17 protein-coding genes are annotated in these 17,611 nt (G+C 69.7%); 11 read left to right on the top strand and 6 right to left on the bottom strand.

Annotated features, from left to right (window positions below; translation table 11 throughout):
- Positions 1-52 precede the first annotated feature (52 nt).
- Positions 53-340, top strand: coding sequence for a hypothetical protein (locus OG552_RS08825; protein ID WP_329130980.1), 288 nt, complete (start codon positions 53-55; stop codon positions 338-340).
- Positions 341-444: 104 nt separating this feature from the next.
- Here OG552_RS08825 and OG552_RS08820 read toward each other — a convergent pair whose 3' ends face one another.
- Both OG552_RS08820 and nadA read right to left on the bottom strand, forming a co-directional pair.
- Positions 445-1,377: a GNAT family N-acetyltransferase gene (locus OG552_RS08820; RefSeq protein WP_329130978.1), complete on the bottom strand. Its 933-nt coding sequence runs from the start codon at positions 1,375-1,377 to the stop codon at positions 445-447.
- A gap of 181 nt (positions 1,378-1,558) precedes the next feature.
- Complete coding sequence (gene nadA / locus OG552_RS08815; RefSeq protein WP_329130977.1) at positions 1,559-2,731, bottom strand: quinolinate synthase NadA; 1,173 nt, start codon at positions 2,729-2,731, stop codon at positions 1,559-1,561.
- 395 nt (positions 2,732-3,126) lie between these two features.
- Between nadA and OG552_RS08810 the strand changes: the two genes are divergently transcribed.
- Complete coding sequence (locus OG552_RS08810) at positions 3,127-3,480, top strand: HesB/IscA family protein (protein ID WP_329130975.1); 354 nt, start codon at positions 3,127-3,129, stop codon at positions 3,478-3,480.
- Between the two features lie 108 nt (positions 3,481-3,588).
- Here OG552_RS08810 and OG552_RS08805 read toward each other — a convergent pair whose 3' ends face one another.
- Positions 3,589-5,163 (bottom strand): hypothetical protein, encoded by a 1,575-nt coding sequence (locus OG552_RS08805; RefSeq protein WP_329130974.1) that lies wholly within the window; start codon positions 5,161-5,163, stop codon positions 3,589-3,591.
- Positions 5,164-5,261: 98 nt separating this feature from the next.
- On the bottom strand, positions 5,262-5,477 hold the full coding sequence (locus OG552_RS08800) for a hypothetical protein (protein ID WP_329130972.1): 216 nt from the start codon (positions 5,475-5,477) through the stop codon (positions 5,262-5,264).
- Positions 5,478-5,572: 95 nt separating this feature from the next.
- On the opposite strand from OG552_RS08800, the gene OG552_RS08795 reads away from it, so the two are divergent.
- Positions 5,573-6,550, top strand: coding sequence for a carbohydrate kinase family protein (locus OG552_RS08795; protein ID WP_329130970.1), 978 nt, complete (start codon positions 5,573-5,575; stop codon positions 6,548-6,550).
- Between the two features lie 26 nt (positions 6,551-6,576).
- On the opposite strand, the gene OG552_RS08790 is transcribed toward OG552_RS08795, so the two are convergent.
- A complete protein-coding gene (locus OG552_RS08790) occupies positions 6,577-7,965 on the bottom strand; it encodes a cysteine desulfurase/sulfurtransferase TusA family protein (RefSeq protein WP_329130968.1) in 1,389 nt (462 codons plus the stop codon).
- A gap of 261 nt (positions 7,966-8,226) precedes the next feature.
- Between OG552_RS08790 and ctaC the strand changes: the two genes are divergently transcribed.
- From ctaC to OG552_RS08770, 4 genes are all read left to right on the top strand, one after another.
- On the top strand, positions 8,227-9,186 hold the full coding sequence (gene ctaC / locus OG552_RS08785; protein ID WP_329130966.1) for an aa3-type cytochrome oxidase subunit II: 960 nt from the start codon (positions 8,227-8,229) through the stop codon (positions 9,184-9,186).
- Entirely contained in the window at positions 9,183-10,922 is a 1,740-nt protein-coding gene (ctaD, locus tag OG552_RS08780; protein ID WP_329130964.1) for an aa3-type cytochrome oxidase subunit I, read from the top strand. Before ctaC ends, ctaD begins: the two co-directional genes overlap by 4 nt.
- Positions 10,919-11,317 (top strand): cytochrome c oxidase subunit 4, encoded by a 399-nt coding sequence (locus OG552_RS08775; RefSeq protein WP_329130962.1) that lies wholly within the window; start codon positions 10,919-10,921, stop codon positions 11,315-11,317. Before ctaD ends, OG552_RS08775 begins: the two co-directional genes overlap by 4 nt.
- 145 nt (positions 11,318-11,462) lie before the next feature.
- Positions 11,463-12,749, top strand: a complete 1,287-nt coding sequence (locus OG552_RS08770; protein ID WP_329130960.1) for a L,D-transpeptidase — start codon at positions 11,463-11,465, stop codon at positions 12,747-12,749.
- 54 nt (positions 12,750-12,803) lie between these two features.
- On the opposite strand, the gene OG552_RS08765 is transcribed toward OG552_RS08770, so the two are convergent.
- A complete protein-coding gene (locus OG552_RS08765) occupies positions 12,804-13,223 on the bottom strand; it encodes a hypothetical protein (RefSeq protein WP_329130958.1) in 420 nt (139 codons plus the stop codon).
- A 177-nt stretch (positions 13,224-13,400) separates the two neighbouring features.
- Between OG552_RS08765 and ctaE the strand changes: the two genes are divergently transcribed.
- From ctaE to qcrB, 4 genes are all read left to right on the top strand, one after another.
- Complete coding sequence (gene ctaE / locus OG552_RS08760) at positions 13,401-14,021, top strand: aa3-type cytochrome oxidase subunit III (protein ID WP_329130956.1); 621 nt, start codon at positions 13,401-13,403, stop codon at positions 14,019-14,021.
- A gap of 87 nt (positions 14,022-14,108) precedes the next feature.
- Positions 14,109-14,918, top strand: coding sequence for a cytochrome bc1 complex diheme cytochrome c subunit (qcrC, locus tag OG552_RS08755; RefSeq protein ID WP_329130954.1), 810 nt, complete (start codon positions 14,109-14,111; stop codon positions 14,916-14,918).
- Positions 14,915-15,973, top strand: a complete 1,059-nt coding sequence (qcrA, locus tag OG552_RS08750) for a cytochrome bc1 complex Rieske iron-sulfur subunit (RefSeq protein WP_329130952.1) — start codon at positions 14,915-14,917, stop codon at positions 15,971-15,973. The genes qcrC and qcrA overlap by 4 nt, the downstream gene beginning before the upstream one ends.
- Positions 15,973-17,607, top strand: a complete 1,635-nt coding sequence (qcrB, locus tag OG552_RS08745; protein ID WP_329130950.1) for a cytochrome bc1 complex cytochrome b subunit — start codon at positions 15,973-15,975, stop codon at positions 17,605-17,607. The genes qcrA and qcrB overlap by 1 nt, the downstream gene beginning before the upstream one ends.
- The last annotated feature ends 4 nt before the right edge of the window (positions 17,608-17,611 follow it).

Raw genomic sequence — 17,611 nt, 5'->3', positions numbered from 1 at the left:
TCACCGAACCCGGTCCGGGGACGCCCCGGCCGCTCAGACCCGAAGGGACCTCATGCCCATCCCCACCTGGTTCTTCCGCTCCGAGACCGCCGAGAAGCTCCGCGAGGAAGGGCGCCGGGAAGGCCGGGTGAGAAACATCCTGCTCCTGCTGCAACTCCGCGATGTCGAGGTCACGGACGCCGTCCGGGAGCGGATGGCCGCGCCGGTGGACGACGCCACCCGTGACCTGTGGTTCAGCCGTGCACTGATCGTGGACCGCGCCGAGGACATCTTCACCGCCCCGGGCAGGTTGTCGCCTTGGAGGATGCGCCGCAATACGCCCCCGGGATCCCGTACGTGAAGAGGTCGAAGATCCCGACAGCGAGGGTCATGCCCGCCAGTCCTCCTCGTGGAAGGGCCAAGTACGAGTGACGGTAGGGGAGGCGGACCCTCTCCGGCGGCGCGCTATGGCAAGGACGTGGAGAGCAGGGAGAGTTCTGGGGGGCGCATGCCGCGGAGGGCTATGAAGCCGGCGGGGTGGATGGACAGGCCCGCGGTGACCGCGACGTCGACCGCCCATTGGGCCTCGGCGGTGACGTGGGTGACGCGGACCGGTTCGTCCGGGGGTGCGGCCAGGAGGGCCGCGGTGAGGAGGCGGGTGGCCAGGCGGCGCGACGTGGCCGCGAGGGTGACGATCCGGCCGCCGCGCGCGTAGCAGTAGCCGCTGCCGGCCAGGTCGTCGACGACGAAGAGCTGATGCTGCCGCAGGAGTTCCTCGTGGTCGGCGCGGTGCGCCCCGCCCCGGGTGCGGCGGTCGACGGAGTCCATCAGGTCACGGTGCCGCTCGGTGCCCGCGTGCACCGGGCCGTCCGGCGGGTCCAGCCGGCCGGCGTCGGCGAGCCCGGTGAGCCGCATCGAGGGGTGCAGATGGAACCCGGCCCGCCGGAACGTCCGCGCCGCCACCGGATCGTCCGGTACGCAGATCACCCCGCGCAGACAGGCCCGCCCGTGCACCAGCGCCCGGGCGAGCAGCGCCTTCCCGACGCCCTTGCCCTGCGCGCCGGGCGCCACCGCGAGCAGCGACAGCGCCCAGGTGCCCTCGCGCCGCGACGACAGCACCGCCCCCACCGGCCCGGCCGCCTGGTCCTCGATCAGCCAGCAGCCGCCGGGGTCGGTACGGGCCAGGTGCCGGGTACGGCCGTGGTGGCGGGCGATCCGCTCGGCCGGCCAGTCCCCGGGGCCTGGCGCGCCCCACACCGCTCCGGGCCCGGCCTCGAAACGGGCGCCGACCCCGTGCAGCACCGGCGGCAGCGCCCGCGAAGCGCCGAAAGCCGCCGCCTCGATCTCCCGGACGACCTCGGCGTCCTCTTCGTCGTCACGGACGGGTCGAAGAATCACCCGCCCATCATTGCCCCGGGCCCCGCGTCCGGGCCAGCGCCTTACGACCACGGGAGCCACGGCGGCCGACCTTTTACGGCCGCGACATGTGCCCACGCCCGCACCCGGTTCACGCGCCCACCCGTTGACGCACCCAGCCGGATCACGTGCCCACCCGCCCACGCGGCCCCCCGCCCACCCGCTACGGCAGCGCCAGCATCTGCTCCAGCGCCAGCTTCGCGAAGTGCTCCGTCTCCGCGTCCACCTGGATCCGGTTGACCAGCTTCCCGTCCGCCAGCGACTCCAGCGTCCACACCAGGTGCGGCAGGTCGATCCGGTTCATGGTCGAGCAGAAGCACACCGTCTTGTCCAGGAAGACGATCTGCTTGTCGGGGTGCGCCTTCGCCAGCCGCCGGACCAGGTTCAGCTCGGTGCCGATCGCCCACGCGGAACCGGCCGGCGCCTCGTCCAGCTTCTTGATGATGTACTCCGTCGAGCCGACGTAGTCCGCCGCCGAGACGACCTCGTGCTTGCACTCGGGGTGCACCAGCACATTGACCCCGGGGATACGGGCCCTGACGTCCTCCACCGAGTCCAGCGAGAAGCGGCCGTGCACCGAGCAGTGGCCGCGCCACAGGATCATCTTCGCGTCGCGCAGCTGCTCGGCGGTGAGGCCGCCGTTCGGCTTGTGCGGGTTGTAGACGACGCACTCCTCCAGCGGGATGCCCAGATCGCGCACCGCGGTGTTCCGCCCGAGGTGCTGGTCCGGCAGGAAGAGCACCTTCTCGCCCTTGCCGAACGCCCACTCCAGCGCGCGCTCGGCGTTGGAGGAGGTGCAGATCGTGCCGCCGTGCCGCCCGGTGAACGCCTTGATGTCCGCCGAGGAGTTCATGTACGAGACCGGAACCGTGACATCGGCCACCCCGGCGTCGGTGAGCACGTCCCAGCACTCGGCGACCTGCTCGGCGCTGGCCATGTCGGCCATCGAGCAGCCGGCCGCCAGGTCGGGGAGGATCACCTGCTGCCGCTCCGAGGTGAGGATGTCCGCGGACTCGGCCATGAAGTGCACACCGCAGAAGACGATGTACTCCGCTTCCGGCCGGTCCGCCGCGTCCCGGGCGAGCTTGAAGGAGTCCCCGGTCACGTCGGCGAACTCGATCACCTCGTCGCGCTGGTAGTGGTGACCGAGGATGAAGACCTTGCTGCCGAGGCGGGCCTTGGCCGCCCGGGCGCGCTCCACCAGGTCCGGGTCCGACGGCGCGGGCAGGTCCCCGGGGCAGTCCACCCCGCGCTCGCTGCGGGGGTCGGACTCGCGGCCGAGCAGGAGCAGCGCGAGCGGCGTGGGCGTTACGTCCAGCGTTTCTGTGGTGGTCACGGGCTCGTAGCCCTTTCTTTGCGACGTAGACCTTTTCGTCTACTTGACGCTATCTATCATAACCCGTTTGCGTCAGATTGACGATGGGGGTCGCGTCAATGTGACGCATTCGCCGGGACGGCCGGACGGCCGCACCGGACCCGCCGGACGGCCCGCACCGGGACGGCCGGACGCCCACGCCGGACCCGCCGGACGGCCCGCACCGCGACCGCCGGCCGCGCACCGCCCGGCCACGCCCCAGGGGCACGGGACGAGGCCGGGCCGCCCCGCAGGGGTGTGTGCGAGCATGGAGGGGAATAAGTCGGAGCGGACACCCGAAACACGGGGAATGAAACCGAAAGGGCACCGGTTGCCCATCGGTAGCCAGCTGTCCGTACAACCCGGGAGAGAAGCACATGACGGTTCAGGACGAGACCACCACGAGCACGGGCATCCTCCTGTCCGACGCCGCCGCTGCCAAGGTGAAGAGCCTGCTGGAGCAGGAAGGCCGCGAGGATCTGGCGCTGCGGGTCGCGGTCCAGCCCGGCGGCTGCTCCGGCCTGCGCTACCAGCTCTTCTTCGACGAGCGCGCGCTCGACGGCGACGTCACCAAGGACTTCGGCGGCGTGAAGGTCGTCACCGACCGGATGAGCGCTCCCTACCTGGGCGGTGCCTCGATCGACTTCGTGGACACGATCGAGAAGCAGGGCTTCACGATCGACAACCCGAACGCCACGGGCTCCTGCGCCTGCGGCGACTCCTTCCACTGAGGTCCCAACTGGGGCCAGGCACCCGGCGGTCACCCACCGCACGGACCTGAGGGCGTAAGAAAGCGGCGGCACCCCCACCAGGTGCCGCCGCTTTCGTATGGCAACCGGTCACTGTCCCTTGACCAGTTGCCCGTCCGAGGCGTCCACGACGGTCCGGTCGCCCAGCGGCTGCCGCAGCTCCACCTTCAGGGTGAAGCTGCGGGCGATCATCGGACACATCTGCTGCTTGCCCTTCGGCACGGCCGTCACCGTCACCCGCACCTGCGTCGCCGACTCCTGGGCGCTCGCGCTGTACGTACTGCACAGCCCGCCGTAGAAGGTGACCGCCAGGGTGCTGCCGGTCGCCTGCACCCCGGTCAGCTTCACCTTCTGCGACGCGCCCGGCGCCGGCGGGTTCGGCGGCTGGGCCGGCACCCCGGTCTTCCCCGGGCCGCCCGGCTTCATCGGACCGCCCGGGTCGACCGGGACGGCCGGCCCGCTCGGCGGCACGCTGCCGGGCTCGCCGTCCCGCAGGTAGGACGGGTCCACGGCCGGCTCCGCCACCACCGAGGTGGTGGTCACCCCGGCCGGCGCCGTCGCGAAGAGCCACGAGGGGACGAGCGTGCGCACCCCGGAGACGAACTGCAGCGACAGCCCGAAGGCCGCGCCGCGCACCTGCACCGGGTGTCCGTTCCCCGGCACGCACGGCAGCGAGCGCGGCAGCGTCTTGTCCTGGCCCGGCACGGTCGGCGTGGCCGACGGCGCCGGCACCGGACAGGACGCGACACCATGGTCCGGATGCGCGACCGATGTGGCGTTCAGCTGCTTGAGGGCGGTCTGCGCGGACCCCACCGGATAAGTGGCGCCCTTGGTGAGCGCGGAGAGCGAACCACTCGCCATCGCCGGCTTCCCGTCGGGCCCGATGGTCAGCGTGGTGCTCCAGCCGTGGGTCGGCAGGCCGCCCACCACCGGTTCCGCGGTGACCAGCCGCTCGGCCCCTACCGTCTGCGCCGCGTCGATCCGCGCCCCGGACAGGTCCAGCGCGCTGAACACCGGAGCGGCGGCCGCCTCGGCCCGCTGTACGGACACTGGCGCCGTCGCACCGTCCGTGGCGCCGTCCGAGGCACCGCCACCGCTCGTGCCCGCGGACACGCCGGGGCTGGGAAGCAGCGTCGCCGTGCTCGAACCGGCGCCGTCGGTCCGGCCCGGCACCGCGGCAGGCCCGGACCGGGTGTACGTCCAGGTCCCCGGCGCCGCCCGGCCCACCAGCAGTGCGGGCCCGCTGCCGATCCGGCCGACCTGCCACGACGTACCGTCCGTGCTCACCTGACCGGACAGTCCGAGCACCCCGGCCAGCCGCTGGACCTGGGCCTTGGTCGGCCCGCCGGCCGCCGCGTACACAGCCGCGGACTTCGGACCGTCCGGCAGGGTGCCGGTCAGCTGGTAGACGGCGTTGCCGTCCGACGTCGAGCCGCTGCCCGGGGAGCCCTTGCCGGGTACGTCCAGGCCGTCGATCCGCAGCGGGGCGGGCTTCGCGCCGGCCGCGTCATCACCCCCGCCGGCCGCCGCCGCCCAGCAGGCCCCGCCGACACCCGCGAGCAGTACGGCCGCGGCCACCACCCCCACCGTCAGCCGCGTCCTGCGGTCCGACCTGCGGGGGGCCGGCTCCGGCCCCTGGTTGTTGTCGTCGCGTACGGTGCTCACCGCGTACTCCTTCGGCTCCGAATACCGTCAGGTGCCGATGTGACGCGACGCACCCCGATCCGGTTCCCCGGCGGCGGTGGAGCGGCGGGAGCCGGAAGTCAATCGCCGAATTCCGCCATCCCGTCCACCACATGGACCGAGGAGGGTGGCACAGTGATGCCGTGCAAACCGGCCGGGCCGATCTTTTCCCCGGTCTTCGCGGCCGGGGTTTTCCAGTGCTGTGCCATGTGCCGGCAGTCACCGATCAACTGCTCCAGCGAGTCGGGTTCGGCGAGCGAGGAGGAGGGCAGGACGACTGGCGGGTCGATGCTCATACCTCGACCCTAGGCATGTGGTACGGCAGGAGAAAGCCCTACTATCAGGTAGTTTCGCCGTGTCGTACGATTCCCCGCCTACAGGAGCTCCCGCCGTGCGCATCGCCGTCACCGGATCCATCGCCACCGACCATTTGATGACCTTCCCCGGCCGGTTCTCCGACCAGCTGGTCGCCGATCAGCTGCACACGGTGTCGCTCTCCTTCCTCGTCGACGCGCTCGACGTGCGGCGCGGCGGGGTCGGCGCCAACATCTGCTTCGGCATGGGGCAGCTCGGCACCCGGCCGATCCTGGTCGGCGCGGCCGGCAACGACTTCGGCGAGTACCGGGCCTGGCTGGACCGGCACGGCGTGGACACCTCCTCGGTGCGCATCTCCGAGGTGCTGCACACCGCCCGCTTCATCTGCACCACCGACAGCGACCACAACCAGATCGGCTCCTTCTACACCGGCGCCATGAGCGAAGCCCGGCAGATCGAGCTGCAGGCGGTCGCCGAGCGGGTCGGCGGCCTCGACCTGGTCTCCATCGGCGCCGACGACCCGGAGGCGATGCTCCGGCACACCGAGGAGTGCCGCTCCCGGGGCATCCCCTTCGCCGCCGACTTCTCCCAGCAGATCGCCCGGATGGACGGCGAGGACATCCGGATACTGGTCGACGGCGCCGCGTACCTGTTCAACAACGAGTACGAGAAGGGCCTGATCGAGAGCAAGACCGGCTGGTCCGCCGAGGAGATCCTGGACCGGGTGGAGACCCGCGTCACCACGCTGGGCGCGCAGGGCGTGCGCATCGAGCGCAAGGGCGAGCCGGCCATCGAGGTCGGCTGCGCCGAGGAAGAGGCCAAGGTCGACCCGACCGGCGTCGGCGACGGCTTCCGGGCCGGCTTCCTGTCCGGCCTGGCCTGGGGCGTCGGCCTGGAGCGCGCCGCGCAGGTCGGCTGCATGCTGGCCACCCTCGTCATCGAGACGCTGGGCACCCAGGAGTACGAGCTGCGCCGCGGCCACTTCATGGAGCGCTTCACCAAGGCGTACGGCGACGAGGCCGCGGACGAGGTCCGCCTGCACCTGCGCGGCTGACCCTGAGCGCCGGACGACGCCCTGCTTCAGACGCGGCGCCGCACCACATAGGCGGTGCCGCGTTCGGCCGGCCGCTCGCCCACGTACTCCTGGTCGCGCATCGCGCACCACGCCGGGATGTCCAGCCGGGCGGCCTCGTCGTCGGACAGTACGGTGACCAGGCCGCCGACCGGCACATCGCCGATCACCCGGGCCAGGTCGATCACCGGGATCGGGCAGAGCTTGCCGAGCGAGTCCACCAGCAGACCCTCGCCCGGGCCCTCGCCGCGGTCCGCGGCCGCCGCGGGGCCCGGCTCCCCGGCCGGCGCGCCCAGCCGCCCGCGTACCTCCGCGACCACCCCCGGCAGCACCGCCAGGAAACGGTCCACCTCCTCCTCGGTGGTGCCGGCCGGCAGTGAGACCCGCACATTGCCCTCCGAGAGCACGCCCATCGCCTTGAGCACATGGCTCGGGGTGAGCGTGCTCGACGTGCACGACGAACCCGACGACACCGAGAAGCCGGCCCGGTCGAGCCCGGTCAGCAGCGCCTCACCGTCCACGTAGAGGCAGGAGAAGGTGACCATGTGCGGCAGCCGCAGCCGCTCGTGCCCCACCACCTCGACGTCGGGGACGAGTTGCGGCACCCGGGCCCTGATCCGCTCCACCAGCGCGGACAGCCGGGCCGCCTCCGCCTCCGCCCCCTCCCGTACCGCTCGCAGCGAAGCCGCCGCGGCCACCACGGCCGGCAGGTTCTCAAAGCCCGGCGACCGTCCCGACTCCCGCTCGTCCGCGGGCTCCTGGGGCGCGTACCGGGTCCCCTTGCGGACCACCAGCAGTCCCACCCCTGGCGGCCCGCCCCACTTGTGCGCGCTCCCCGCCAGCAGTGACCAGCCGCCGTCCACCGGACCCCAGGCCAGTGACTGCGCCGCGTCCACCAGCAGCGGCACCCCCGCCGCCCGGCACGCCTCGGCCACCTCGGCGACCGGCTGCACCGTACCCACCTCGTGGTTGGCGGACTGCAGGCACGCCAGCGCGGTGTCGGCCCGCAGCGCGGCGGCGAACGCACCCGGATCGACGCGGCCGGTGCGGTCCACCCCCACCTGTGCTGTGTCGAACGGCTCGGCGGCGTGCAGCACCGCGGAGTGCTCCACCGCGGAGAGCACGACATGGCGGCCGGTACGGCGGCGGCCGGCGGCGGCGCCGGCCACCGCGGAGTGCAGCGCCCGGGTCCCCGAAGGAGTGAACACCAACTCGTCGGGGCGGCAGCCCACCGCCTCGGCGGCGGCCTCCCGGGCCGCGTCCAGCAGCAGCCGGGCCCGCCGGCCCTCGCGGTAGAGCCGCGCCGGGTCCGCCCACCCCTCGTCCAGGGCCGCGACCAGAGCCTGGCGTGCCACCGGATGCAGCTCAGCGGCCGAAGCCGTGTCGAAGTAGGGCATGCCGAAACGCTACAACCCGGACCAGGACGGAGCGGAACACCCCTCGGCGCGGTGTCAGATGACCTGCGGAGCGCGGGATTCCACCCCTTCGGGGTGAGCCCCGGCGCGTTGGACCCCCTCCCCGCGTGACCCCAAATAGCGTCCAGTAGGGTTTGGTCCGCATAAACATCCACACCTCATTTGCCCGCGCGCGGGCCGACCGACCAGCAGACGGCCGGAACACTCTTCAGCGCGCGGCCGAGACTCTCGGGAAGGCGCTACGTGAGTCCCAACGGCTCCGACCGCTCGTCGCGGCGCCCGATGCGGCGATGGCTGCCGCAGGCGCTGGCCGCGGGCCTGGTCCTTGCGACCGCCACGGGTTGCTCTTACAAGGACTACCCCCGCCTCGGCATGCCCAGCCCGGCCACGGAACAGGCACCCAGGATCCTCGCCCTGTGGCAGGGCTCCTGGGCCGCCGCACTGGTGACGGGCGCGCTCGTCTGGGGCTTGATCCTGTGGAGTGTGATCTTCCACCGGCGCAGCCGGACCAAGATCGAGGTCCCTCCGCAGACCCGCTACAACATGCCGCTCGAGGCGCTCTACACCATCGTTCCGATCATCGTGATCGCGGTGCTCTTCTACTTCACCGCCCGCGACGAGTCGAAGCTGCTGGACACGTCGAAGAAGCCGCAGCACATCATCAACGTGGTCGGCTTCCAGTGGAGCTGGGGCTTCAACTACGTCGAGAACGTGGACGGCGACCCGGCGACCGGCGCGAACGTGCCGCCGAACCTGTCCCAGATCCCGACGAACAAGCTGCTCTTCCCGGCCGGTGCCGAGGGTGTCTACGACGTCGGCACTCCGGCGACCAAGGACCCGGACACCGGTGACCCGGGCCCGACGCTCTGGCTGCCCGAGGGCCAGACAGTGCGCTTCGTGCTCACCTCGCGGGACGTCATCCACTCGTTCTGGGTGATCCCGTTCCTGATGAAGATGGACGTCATCCCCGGCCACACCAACGTCTTCCAGGTGACGCCGGACAAGCTCGGCACCTTCCGCGGCAAGTGCGCGGAGCTCTGCGGTGTCGACCACTCCCGGATGCTCTTCAACGTGCATGTCGTGACGCCCGAGCAGTACCAGCAGCACCTCAAGGACCTGGCGGCGGAGGGCCAGACCGGGTACATCCCGGCGGGCGTCGCCACCACGGGCAACGCGAAGAACTCGGAGCCCAAGACGACATGAGCATTCTCAACGAACCCGCGGGGGCGGCCCCCGTCGAGGACGACTCCTACGCGGACGAACTCCCGGTCAAGCCGAGGAAGCCCGGGTCGGTGGTGATCACCTGGCTGACCACCACGGACCACAAGACCATCGGCAGCCTGTACCTGATCACGTCGTTCGTCTTCTTCCTCATCGGCGGCGTGCTGGCGCTGCTGATGCGCGCCGAACTGGCCCGGCCGGGCAATCAGTTCCTGTCGAACGAGCAGTACAACCAGGCCTTCACGATGCACGGCACCGTGATGCTGCTGATGTTCGCGACTCCGCTCTTCGCCGGCTTCACCAACTGGATCATGCCGCTGCAGATCGGCGCGCCCGACGTGGCGTTCCCGCGGCTGAACATGTTCGCCTACTGGCTCTACCTGTTCGGCTCGCTGATCGCGGTCGGCGGCTTCGTCACCCCGCAGGGCGCCGCCGACTTCGGCTGGTTCGCGTACTCCCCGCTCTCCAACGTCGTGCACTCGCCCGGCGTCGGCAGCGACATGTGGATCATGGGTCTGGCGCTTTCCGGCTTCGGCACCATCCTCGGCGCGGTCAACTTCATCACTACGATCATCTGCATGCGCGCCCCCGGCATGACGATGTTCCGGATGCCGATCTTCTGCTGGAACGTGCTGCTGACCGCCGTCCTGGTGCTGCTCGCCTTCCCGGTGCTGGCCGCCGCGCTGCTCGCGCTCGAAGCCGACCGAAAATTCGGCGCCCACATCTTCGACTCGGCCAACGGCGGAGCGTTGCTGTGGCAGCACCTCTTCTGGTTCTTCGGACACCCAGAGGTGTACATCATCGCGCTGCCGTTCTTCGGCATCATCTCCGAGGTCATTCCGGTATTCAGCCGCAAGCCGATGTTCGGTTACATCGGTCTGGTCGCGGCGACCATTTCCATCGCCGGTCTGTCGGTGACCGTGTGGGCGCACCACATGTACGTCACCGGCGGAGTGCTGCTGCCGTTCTTCTCCTTCATGACGTTCCTCATCGCGGTGCCCACCGGGGTGAAGTTCTTCAACTGGATCGGCACGATGTGGAAGGGCTCACTGAGTTTCGAGACACCGATGCTCTGGGCCATCGGCTTCCTGATCACCTTCGCCTTCGGTGGTCTGACCGGTGTCATCCTGGCCGCCCCACCGCTGGACTTCCACGTCTCCGACTCGTACTTCGTGGTGGCGCACTTCCACTACGTGGTCTTCGGCACGGTGGTCTTCGCGATGTTCGCCGGCTTCCACTTCTGGTGGCCGAAGATGACCGGCAAGATGCTGGACGAGCGGCTCGGCAAGATCACCTTCTGGACGCTCTTCTTCGGCTTCCACGGCACCTTCCTGGTCCAGCACTGGCTGGGCGCGGAGGGCATGCCCCGCCGGTACGCGGACTATCTGGCCGCTGACGGGTTCACCACGCTGAACACCGTCTCGACGATCAGCTCGTTCCTGCTCGGCCTGTCGATCCTGCCGTTCCTCTACAACGTGTGGAAGACGGCGAAGTACGGCAAGAAGGTCGAGGTCGACGACCCGTGGGGTTACGGCCGTTCGCTGGAGTGGGCGACCTCCTGCCCGCCGCCGCGGCACAACTTCCTCACCCTGCCGCGGATCCGCTCCGAATCCCCGGCGTTCGACCTGCACCACCCGGAGATCGCGGCGGCCGAGCTGCTGGCGCACACCCCGGACAAGGCGCTCGCCGGCGCGGAGAGCTCGGAGGAGGGCAAGTGAAGATCCAGGGCAAGATGTTCCTCGGCCTGGCCGTCTTCATGCTGGCCTCGGCCATCGTCTACGGCCTGTGGTCCAAGGAGACCGTCGGTACCACGGCGCTCTTCCTGTCCTTCGGGCTGACCACGATGATCGGCTTCTACCTGTCCTTCACCGCCCGCCGGGCGGACAACGGAGCACAGGACCGCGAGGACGCGGACGTCGCCGACGACGCCGGTGAGGTGGGCTTCTTCAGCCCGCACAGCTGGCAGCCGCTCTTCCTGGCGGGCGGCGGGGCGCTCGGCTTCCTCGGCATCATCTTCGGCTGGTGGCTGTTCTTCTTCGCGCTGCCGTTCGCGCTGATGGGCATCTTCGGCTGGACCTTCGAGTACTACCGGGGCGAGGACCGCACGCAGTAGACCGCGCTCACTCCTGCCGGAGGGCCCCGACACCGTACGGTGCCGGGGCCCTTCCGCGCGTCCAGCGCAAGCGACACGCTCAAAGCCCCACTCGTTTGCACGCGCTCCCCGCGCGCATCACCAGTGGCGTTCATAGCGTGATCGCATGAACCACTTTCGCTTGAGCCTCAAACCCCGGCGCCGTACGGCGCTGAGCTGCGCGCTTCTCATAGCGCCCCTCGCGGTGGGGCTCACCGCGTGCAGTGGAGGCGGGAACCCGCTGGCCGCCTCGCCCTACGACGCCCCCGCCAAGGTCGCGTTCACCGCGGCCAAGGGCGGCAAAGCGGACCCGAACAAGCCACTGGAAGTATCCGTCAAGGACGACGGCGGCCGGATCACCGATGTCACGGCCACCGACGCCGCAGGACGCTACCTGCGCGGTGAACTCAGCGCCGACGGACTGCGCTGGCACTCCACGACGGCACTGGCGGCAGGAGCGCACTACACGGTGCGGGTCAGCACCGAGGACTCCGACGGCCACCCCGGCCGCAAGACCATGGAGTTCGACACCACCCCGGCCGACGCCGGACTCCACGTGACCTTCGGCCCGGACGCCGGTACGTACGGCGTCGGACAGCCGGTCACCGCGGAACTCAGCCGGCCGGTCAAGGACCGCGCCGCCCGCGCCGTGGTCGAGGGCAACCTGCACGTGAGCGCGTCGCCGCAGGCCGCGCCCGGCTCCTGGTACTGGGTCGACGACAAGACCCTCCACTACCGCCCGCGCACCTACTGGCCGGCCGACGCCAAGATCGACGTCACCAGCAACCTCAGCGGGGTACGGGTCCAGGACGGGCTGTACGGCGGCGCCGACAAGTCGCTGACGCTGCACACCGGGGACCGGATCGAGGCGCTCACCGACGCCGGCACCGACCAGATGACGTTCAAGGACAACGGCAAGGTGATCAAGACCCTGCCGGTCACCACCGGAAAGCCGGGCTTCGACACCCGCAACGGCATCAAGGTGGTGCTGGGCAAGGAGTCGTTCGTCCGGATGACCAGCCAGAGCATCGGCATAGCCGCCGGCAGCTCGGAGTCCTACGATCTGCCGGTCTACTGGGCCACCCGGGTGACCTGGAGCGGTGAGTACGTGCACGCCGCGCCGTGGTCCGAGGGTTCGCAGGGATCGGCCAACGTCAGCCACGGATGCACCGGTATGAGCACGGACAACGCGCACTGGTTCTTCGACCATGTGCGCCAGGGCGACATCGTCCAGGTCGTCAACAGCCAGGGCCCCACCATGACGCCGTTCGACAACGGCTTCGGTGACTGGAACCTCGACTGGGCCCAGTGGCAGAAGGGCAGCGCCCTCGGCGCGGGCAGCAGCGGCACACAGGCCGACGCGGTCAAGACCCCCGCCTCCGACCCCGCCCGCCTCCGCCCCGAGACCGCCTGAATCCCCGCCTCCGCCGCCGGCCGCCCAGGCCCGCTGCCGACGGGAGCCCGGGTCCTACCGGCTCGCGACCGCCGCTCCGGCCGGGGTGATCCGGCGGCGGAGGAGGGTGGCGAGGGTGTCGCTGAGGTTCACCGGGTCCACCGGGTGGGTCACCGCGGCATCCGCGCGGCTCCAGGTGGCCAGCCACGCGTCCTGCGGGCGGCCGATCAGCACCAGCACCGGCGGGCAGCGGAAGATCTCGTCCTTGATCTGCCGGCACACGCCCATGCCGCCGGCCGGATTGGCCTCGCCGTCCAGCACGCACACATCGATGCCGCCGCGTTCCAGCTGTTCGAGGACCGCGGGGAGCGTCGCGCACTCCACGTACTCCACCGCGGGCAGGTCCGAGGCCGGCTTGCGGCCGACGGCGAGCCGGACCTGCTCCCGGGTGTTCGCGTCGTCGCTGTAGACCAGCACGGTGGCGGTCGCCTGCATCCTGGTGCCTCCTCGTGAACGCATTCTCAAGTGACTGGGATGCTACTCCCGCCAGCGCCTTTCCCAGAAGGGTTACCCCGTTCGGGTGGCGCCCGGATCCCGACTCGCGCGCACTGCCGGGGCCTTGACACACCGAAGGGGACCCCCGCAGTGAGCGCCGGATAAGGGACCGACATAATGTCGGACGTGGCGACAGCAACAGCAGTAGAAACCGGGCACGCGCACCCGTCGGTCAACCGGCCGAACCTCACCAGCGTCGGAACCATCATCTGGTTGAGCTCCGAGCTGATGTTCTTCGCGGCCCTCTTCGCGATGTACTTCACCCTTCGGTCGGTCACGGGTGCCGACTTCTGGAAGGAACACGCGCACGCGCTGAACGTGCCGTTCTCGGCGACGAACACCACGATCCTGGTGCTCTCGTCCTTCACCTGCCAGATGGGCGTGTTCGCCGCGGAGCGCGGCGACGTGAAGAAGCTCCGCTCGTGGTTCATCGTGACCTTCATCATGGGCGCGGTCTTCGTCGGCGGACAGATCTTCGAGTACACGAACCTGGTCAAGAAGGACGGGATCTCGCTCAGCTCGGACCCGTACGGCTCCGCGTTCTACCTGACCACCGGGTTCCACGGGTTGCACGTGACCGCCGGACTGATCGCGTTCCTGCTGGTACTCGGCCGCACCTACGCGGCCAAGCGGTTCACTCACCAGCAGGCCACCGCTGCCATCGTCGTGTCCTACTACTGGCACTTCGTCGATGTGGTCTGGATCGGCCTCTTCGCCACGATCTACCTGATCAAGTAGCCGGTCCCGGGCTCCGGGACAGACCGGGTGGGCCCAGCCAGACACAGTCAAAGCATCGACAAGAGATCCTGACACTCGGGGTAATCCGTGAAAAAGCTCTCCGCACGACGGCGCCACCCGCTGGCGGCGCTTGTCGTCCTATTCTTCGCGCTCGCGGCCACCGGGGGGCTGTACGCGGCGCTCGCGCCGGCACCGCAGGCACACGCCGATGACTCGGCGCAGTCGCTGGCCATCGAGCAGGGCAAGAAGCTGTACTCCGTGGGCTGCGCAAGCTGCCACGGCACCTCGGGGCAGGGCAGTTCCGACGGCCCGACGCTGGTCGGTGTCGGCAGCGCCGCCGTGGACTTCCAGGTCGGCACCGGCCGCATGCCGGCCCAGCAGCCCGGTGCCCAGATCGAGAAGCACCCGGTCATCTACACCCAGGCCCAGATCGACCAGCTGGCGGCGTACATCGCCTCGTTCGGTCCCGGCCCGGTCATCCCGACCAAGGACCAGTACAGCCCGAGCGGCGCCGACGCCGCCAAGGGCGGTGAACTGTTCCGCACCAACTGCTCCCAGTGCCACAACTTCGTGGGCAAGGGCGGCGCGCTGACCGACGGCAAGTTCGCGCCGAGCCTGAAGGGTGTCGACCCCAAGCACGTCTACGAGGCCATGCAGACCGGCCCGCAGAACATGCCGTCCTTCCCCGACAGCACCATGCCGTCGGACTCCAAGGCCGACATCATCGCCTACCTCAAGGCGGTCGACAGCGCGAACAGCCCCAACCCGGGCGGCTTCACCCTCGGCAGCATCGGCCCGGTCTCCGAGGGCCTGTTCGCCTGGGTCTTCGGCCTCGGCACGCTGATCGCCATCGCCACGTGGGTCGCCGCCCGGACCACTAAGGCCAAGAAGTCATGAGCGAGACTGGATCTCACAACGACGTGTCAGAGAACCTGCCGAGCGAACACGGCGCCCCCGAGGGCGGCGTAGCGGTCAAGACCGACCCGTTCGCCAATCCCGGGCTGCCGCCCCACGAGCACCGCCGCCAGGACATCGACGACAAGGCGGCCAAGCACTCCGAGCGAGTGGTGGCCGGCCTCTTCACCCTGTCGATGCTCGGCACCATCGCGTTCATCGCCTGCTTCGTGATCTTCCCGGTCGACAAGATCGTCTACATCTTCCCGTTCGGCCATGTGAGCGCGCTGAACTTCTCGCTCGGGCTGACGCTGGGCGTGGCGCTCTTCTGCATCGGCGCGGGCGCCATCCACTGGGCCCGCACGCTGATGTCCGACGAGGAGATCGCCGACGAGCGCCACCGGGTGGACGCCGACGACGAGCTGCGCGAGAACGTCCGCCAGCAGTGGATCACCGGTGCCAAGGAGAGCGGCTTCGGCCGCCGCAAGCTGATCCGGAACACCATGTTCGGCGCGCTGACCCTGGTGCCGCTCTCCGGCCTGGTGATCCTGCGCGACCTCGGCCCGCTGCCGGAGGACAAGCTCCAGCACACGCTGTGGGCCAAGGGCAAGGTGCTGATCAACTCCAACACCAACGAGCCGCTGCGGCCCGAGGACGTGGTGGTCGGCTCGCTGACCTTCGCCCAGCCGCAGGGCCTGGAGGAGTCGGCCGAGGACTTCCAGCAGCAGATCGCCAAGGCCGCCCTGATGATCGTCCGGCTCAAGCCGGAGGACATCAAGGACAAGCGCGAGGCCAACTGGGGCCACGAGGGCATCGTGGCGTTCTCCAAGATCTGCACCCACGTCGGCTGCCCGATCAGCCTGTACGAGCAGCAGACGCACCATGTGCTCTGCCCGTGCCACCAGTCGACGTTCGACCTGTCCGACGGTGCCCGGGTGCTCTTCGGCCCCGCGGGACACCCGCTGCCGCAGCTTCGGATCAGCGTCAACGGTGAGGGCAACCTCATCGCGCTTGGCGACTTCGAGGCGCCCGTCGGCCCGGCTTTCTGGGAGCGCTGATGAGTACAACCACCGAAACCCCCACCCGGCGCCGGCCGACCAACCCCGGTGAGCGCGTCGCGGAGTGGACCGACGGACGGCTCGGGCTGTACAAGCTCGCCAAGTCCAACCTGCGCAAGATCTTCCCGGACCACTGGTCCTTCATGCTGGGCGAGGTCTGCCTCTACAGCTTCACGATCCTCATCCTCACGGGTGTCTATCTGACGCTGTTCTTCCACCCGAGCATGAGCGAGGTCGTCTACCACGGCCCGTACGCGCCGCTGCAGGGTGTGCGGATGTCCGACGCGTACGCCTCCACGATGCACATCAGCTTCGAGGTCCGCGGCGGTCTGCTGATCCGGCAGATCCACCACTGGGCCGCGCTGATCTTCATCGCGGCGATGATCGTGCACATGATGCGCGTCTTCTTCACCGGCGCCTTCCGCCGGCCGCGCGAGGTCAACTGGCTCTTCGGCTGGTCGCTGCTCTTCCTGGGCATGTTCACCGGCTTCACCGGCTACTCGCTCCCCGACGACCTGCTCTCCGGCACCGGTGTGCGGTTCATGGAGGGCGCGGTCCTCTCCACGCCGATCGTCGGCACGTATCTGTCGATGTTCCTCTTCGGCGGCGAGTTCCCCGGCCACGACTTCGTGTCGCGGTTCTACTCGGTGCACATCCTGCTGCTGCCAGGTCTGATGGCCGGCCTGCTGGTCGCCCACCTGATCCTGGTCTTCTTCCACAAGCACACCCAGTTCCCGGGTGCCGGCAAGACCGAGAAGAACGTCGTCGGCACCCCGCTGCTGCCGATCTACATGGCCAAGGCGGGCGGCTTCTTCTTCGTGGTCTTCGGTGTCATCGCCGCCATCGCGGCGGTCGCCACCATCAACCCGATCTGGACGATGGGCCCGTACCGGCCGGACCAGGTGTCCACCGGAGCACAGCCCGACTGGTACATGGGCTTCTCCGAGGGCCTGATCCGGGTGATGCCCGGCTGGGAGATCAGAGGCTGGGGCCACACGCTGGTCCTCGGCGTCTTCATCCCGCTGATGATCTTCCCGCTGGTGATGGTGGCCATCGCGGTCTACCCGTTCATCGAGTCGTGGGTGACCGGCGACAAGCGGGAGCACCATCTGCTGGACCGGCCGCGGAACCGCCCGGTGCGGACCGGCTTCGGTGTGGCCTGGCTGACGGTCTACTTCGTGCTGCTGATCGGTGGTGGCAACGACCTGTTCGCCACGCACTTCCACTTGTCGATCAACGCGATCACCTGGTTCGTCCGGGTCGGCTTCTTCGTGCTGCCGGTACTGGCGTTCTGGGTCACCAAGCGGATCTGTCTGGGGCTGCAGCGGCGCGACCGCGACAAGGTGCTGCACGGGCGGGAGACCGGCATCATCAAGCGGCTGCCGCACGGTGAGTTCATCGAGGTGCACGAGCCGCTGTCGCAGCAGCAGTTGCACGTGCTCACCGCCCACGTCCAGCCGAAGCCGATCGACCCAGGACCCGAGGTCGACGAGAACGGGGTGGAGCGCAAGCTCAGCCCGGTCGCCAAGGCGCAGGCGAAGCTTTCCAAGGGGTTCTACGGGGAGCACAGCCAGATTCCGAAGCCGACGGCCGAGGAGTACGAGGAGATCACCTCGGGGCACGGTCACCACTAGCGTT

It is taken from the genome of Streptomyces sp. NBC_01476 (genome assembly GCF_036227265.1).
GTDB lineage: Bacteria > Actinomycetota > Actinomycetes > Streptomycetales > Streptomycetaceae > Actinacidiphila.
This window is presented reverse-complemented; position numbering and strand designations above follow the sequence as displayed.

Bases quoted from the DNA above. Each gene is read 5' to 3' on its own strand.
- OG552_RS08825 (WP_329130980.1), top strand. From the start codon at position 53: ATGCCCATCCCCACCTGGTTCTTCCGCTCCGAGACCGCCGAGAAGCTC.
- OG552_RS08810 (WP_329130975.1), top strand. From the start codon at position 3,127: ATGACGGTTCAGGACGAGACCACCACGAGCACGGGCATCCTCCTGTCC.
- OG552_RS08800 (WP_329130972.1), bottom strand. From the start codon at position 5,477: ATGAGCATCGACCCGCCAGTCGTCCTGCCCTCCTCCTCGCTCGCCGAA.
- OG552_RS08790 (WP_329130968.1), bottom strand. From the start codon at position 7,965: ATGCCCTACTTCGACACGGCTTCGGCCGCTGAGCTGCATCCGGTGGCA.
- ctaD (WP_329130964.1), top strand. From the start codon at position 9,183: ATGAGCATTCTCAACGAACCCGCGGGGGCGGCCCCCGTCGAGGACGAC.
- OG552_RS08770 (WP_329130960.1), top strand. From the start codon at position 11,463: ATGAACCACTTTCGCTTGAGCCTCAAACCCCGGCGCCGTACGGCGCTG.
- OG552_RS08765 (WP_329130958.1), bottom strand. From the start codon at position 13,223: ATGCAGGCGACCGCCACCGTGCTGGTCTACAGCGACGACGCGAACACC.
- ctaE (WP_329130956.1), top strand. From the start codon at position 13,401: ATGTCGGACGTGGCGACAGCAACAGCAGTAGAAACCGGGCACGCGCAC.
- qcrA (WP_329130952.1), top strand. From the start codon at position 14,915: ATGAGCGAGACTGGATCTCACAACGACGTGTCAGAGAACCTGCCGAGC.
- qcrB (WP_329130950.1), top strand. From the start codon at position 15,973: ATGAGTACAACCACCGAAACCCCCACCCGGCGCCGGCCGACCAACCCC.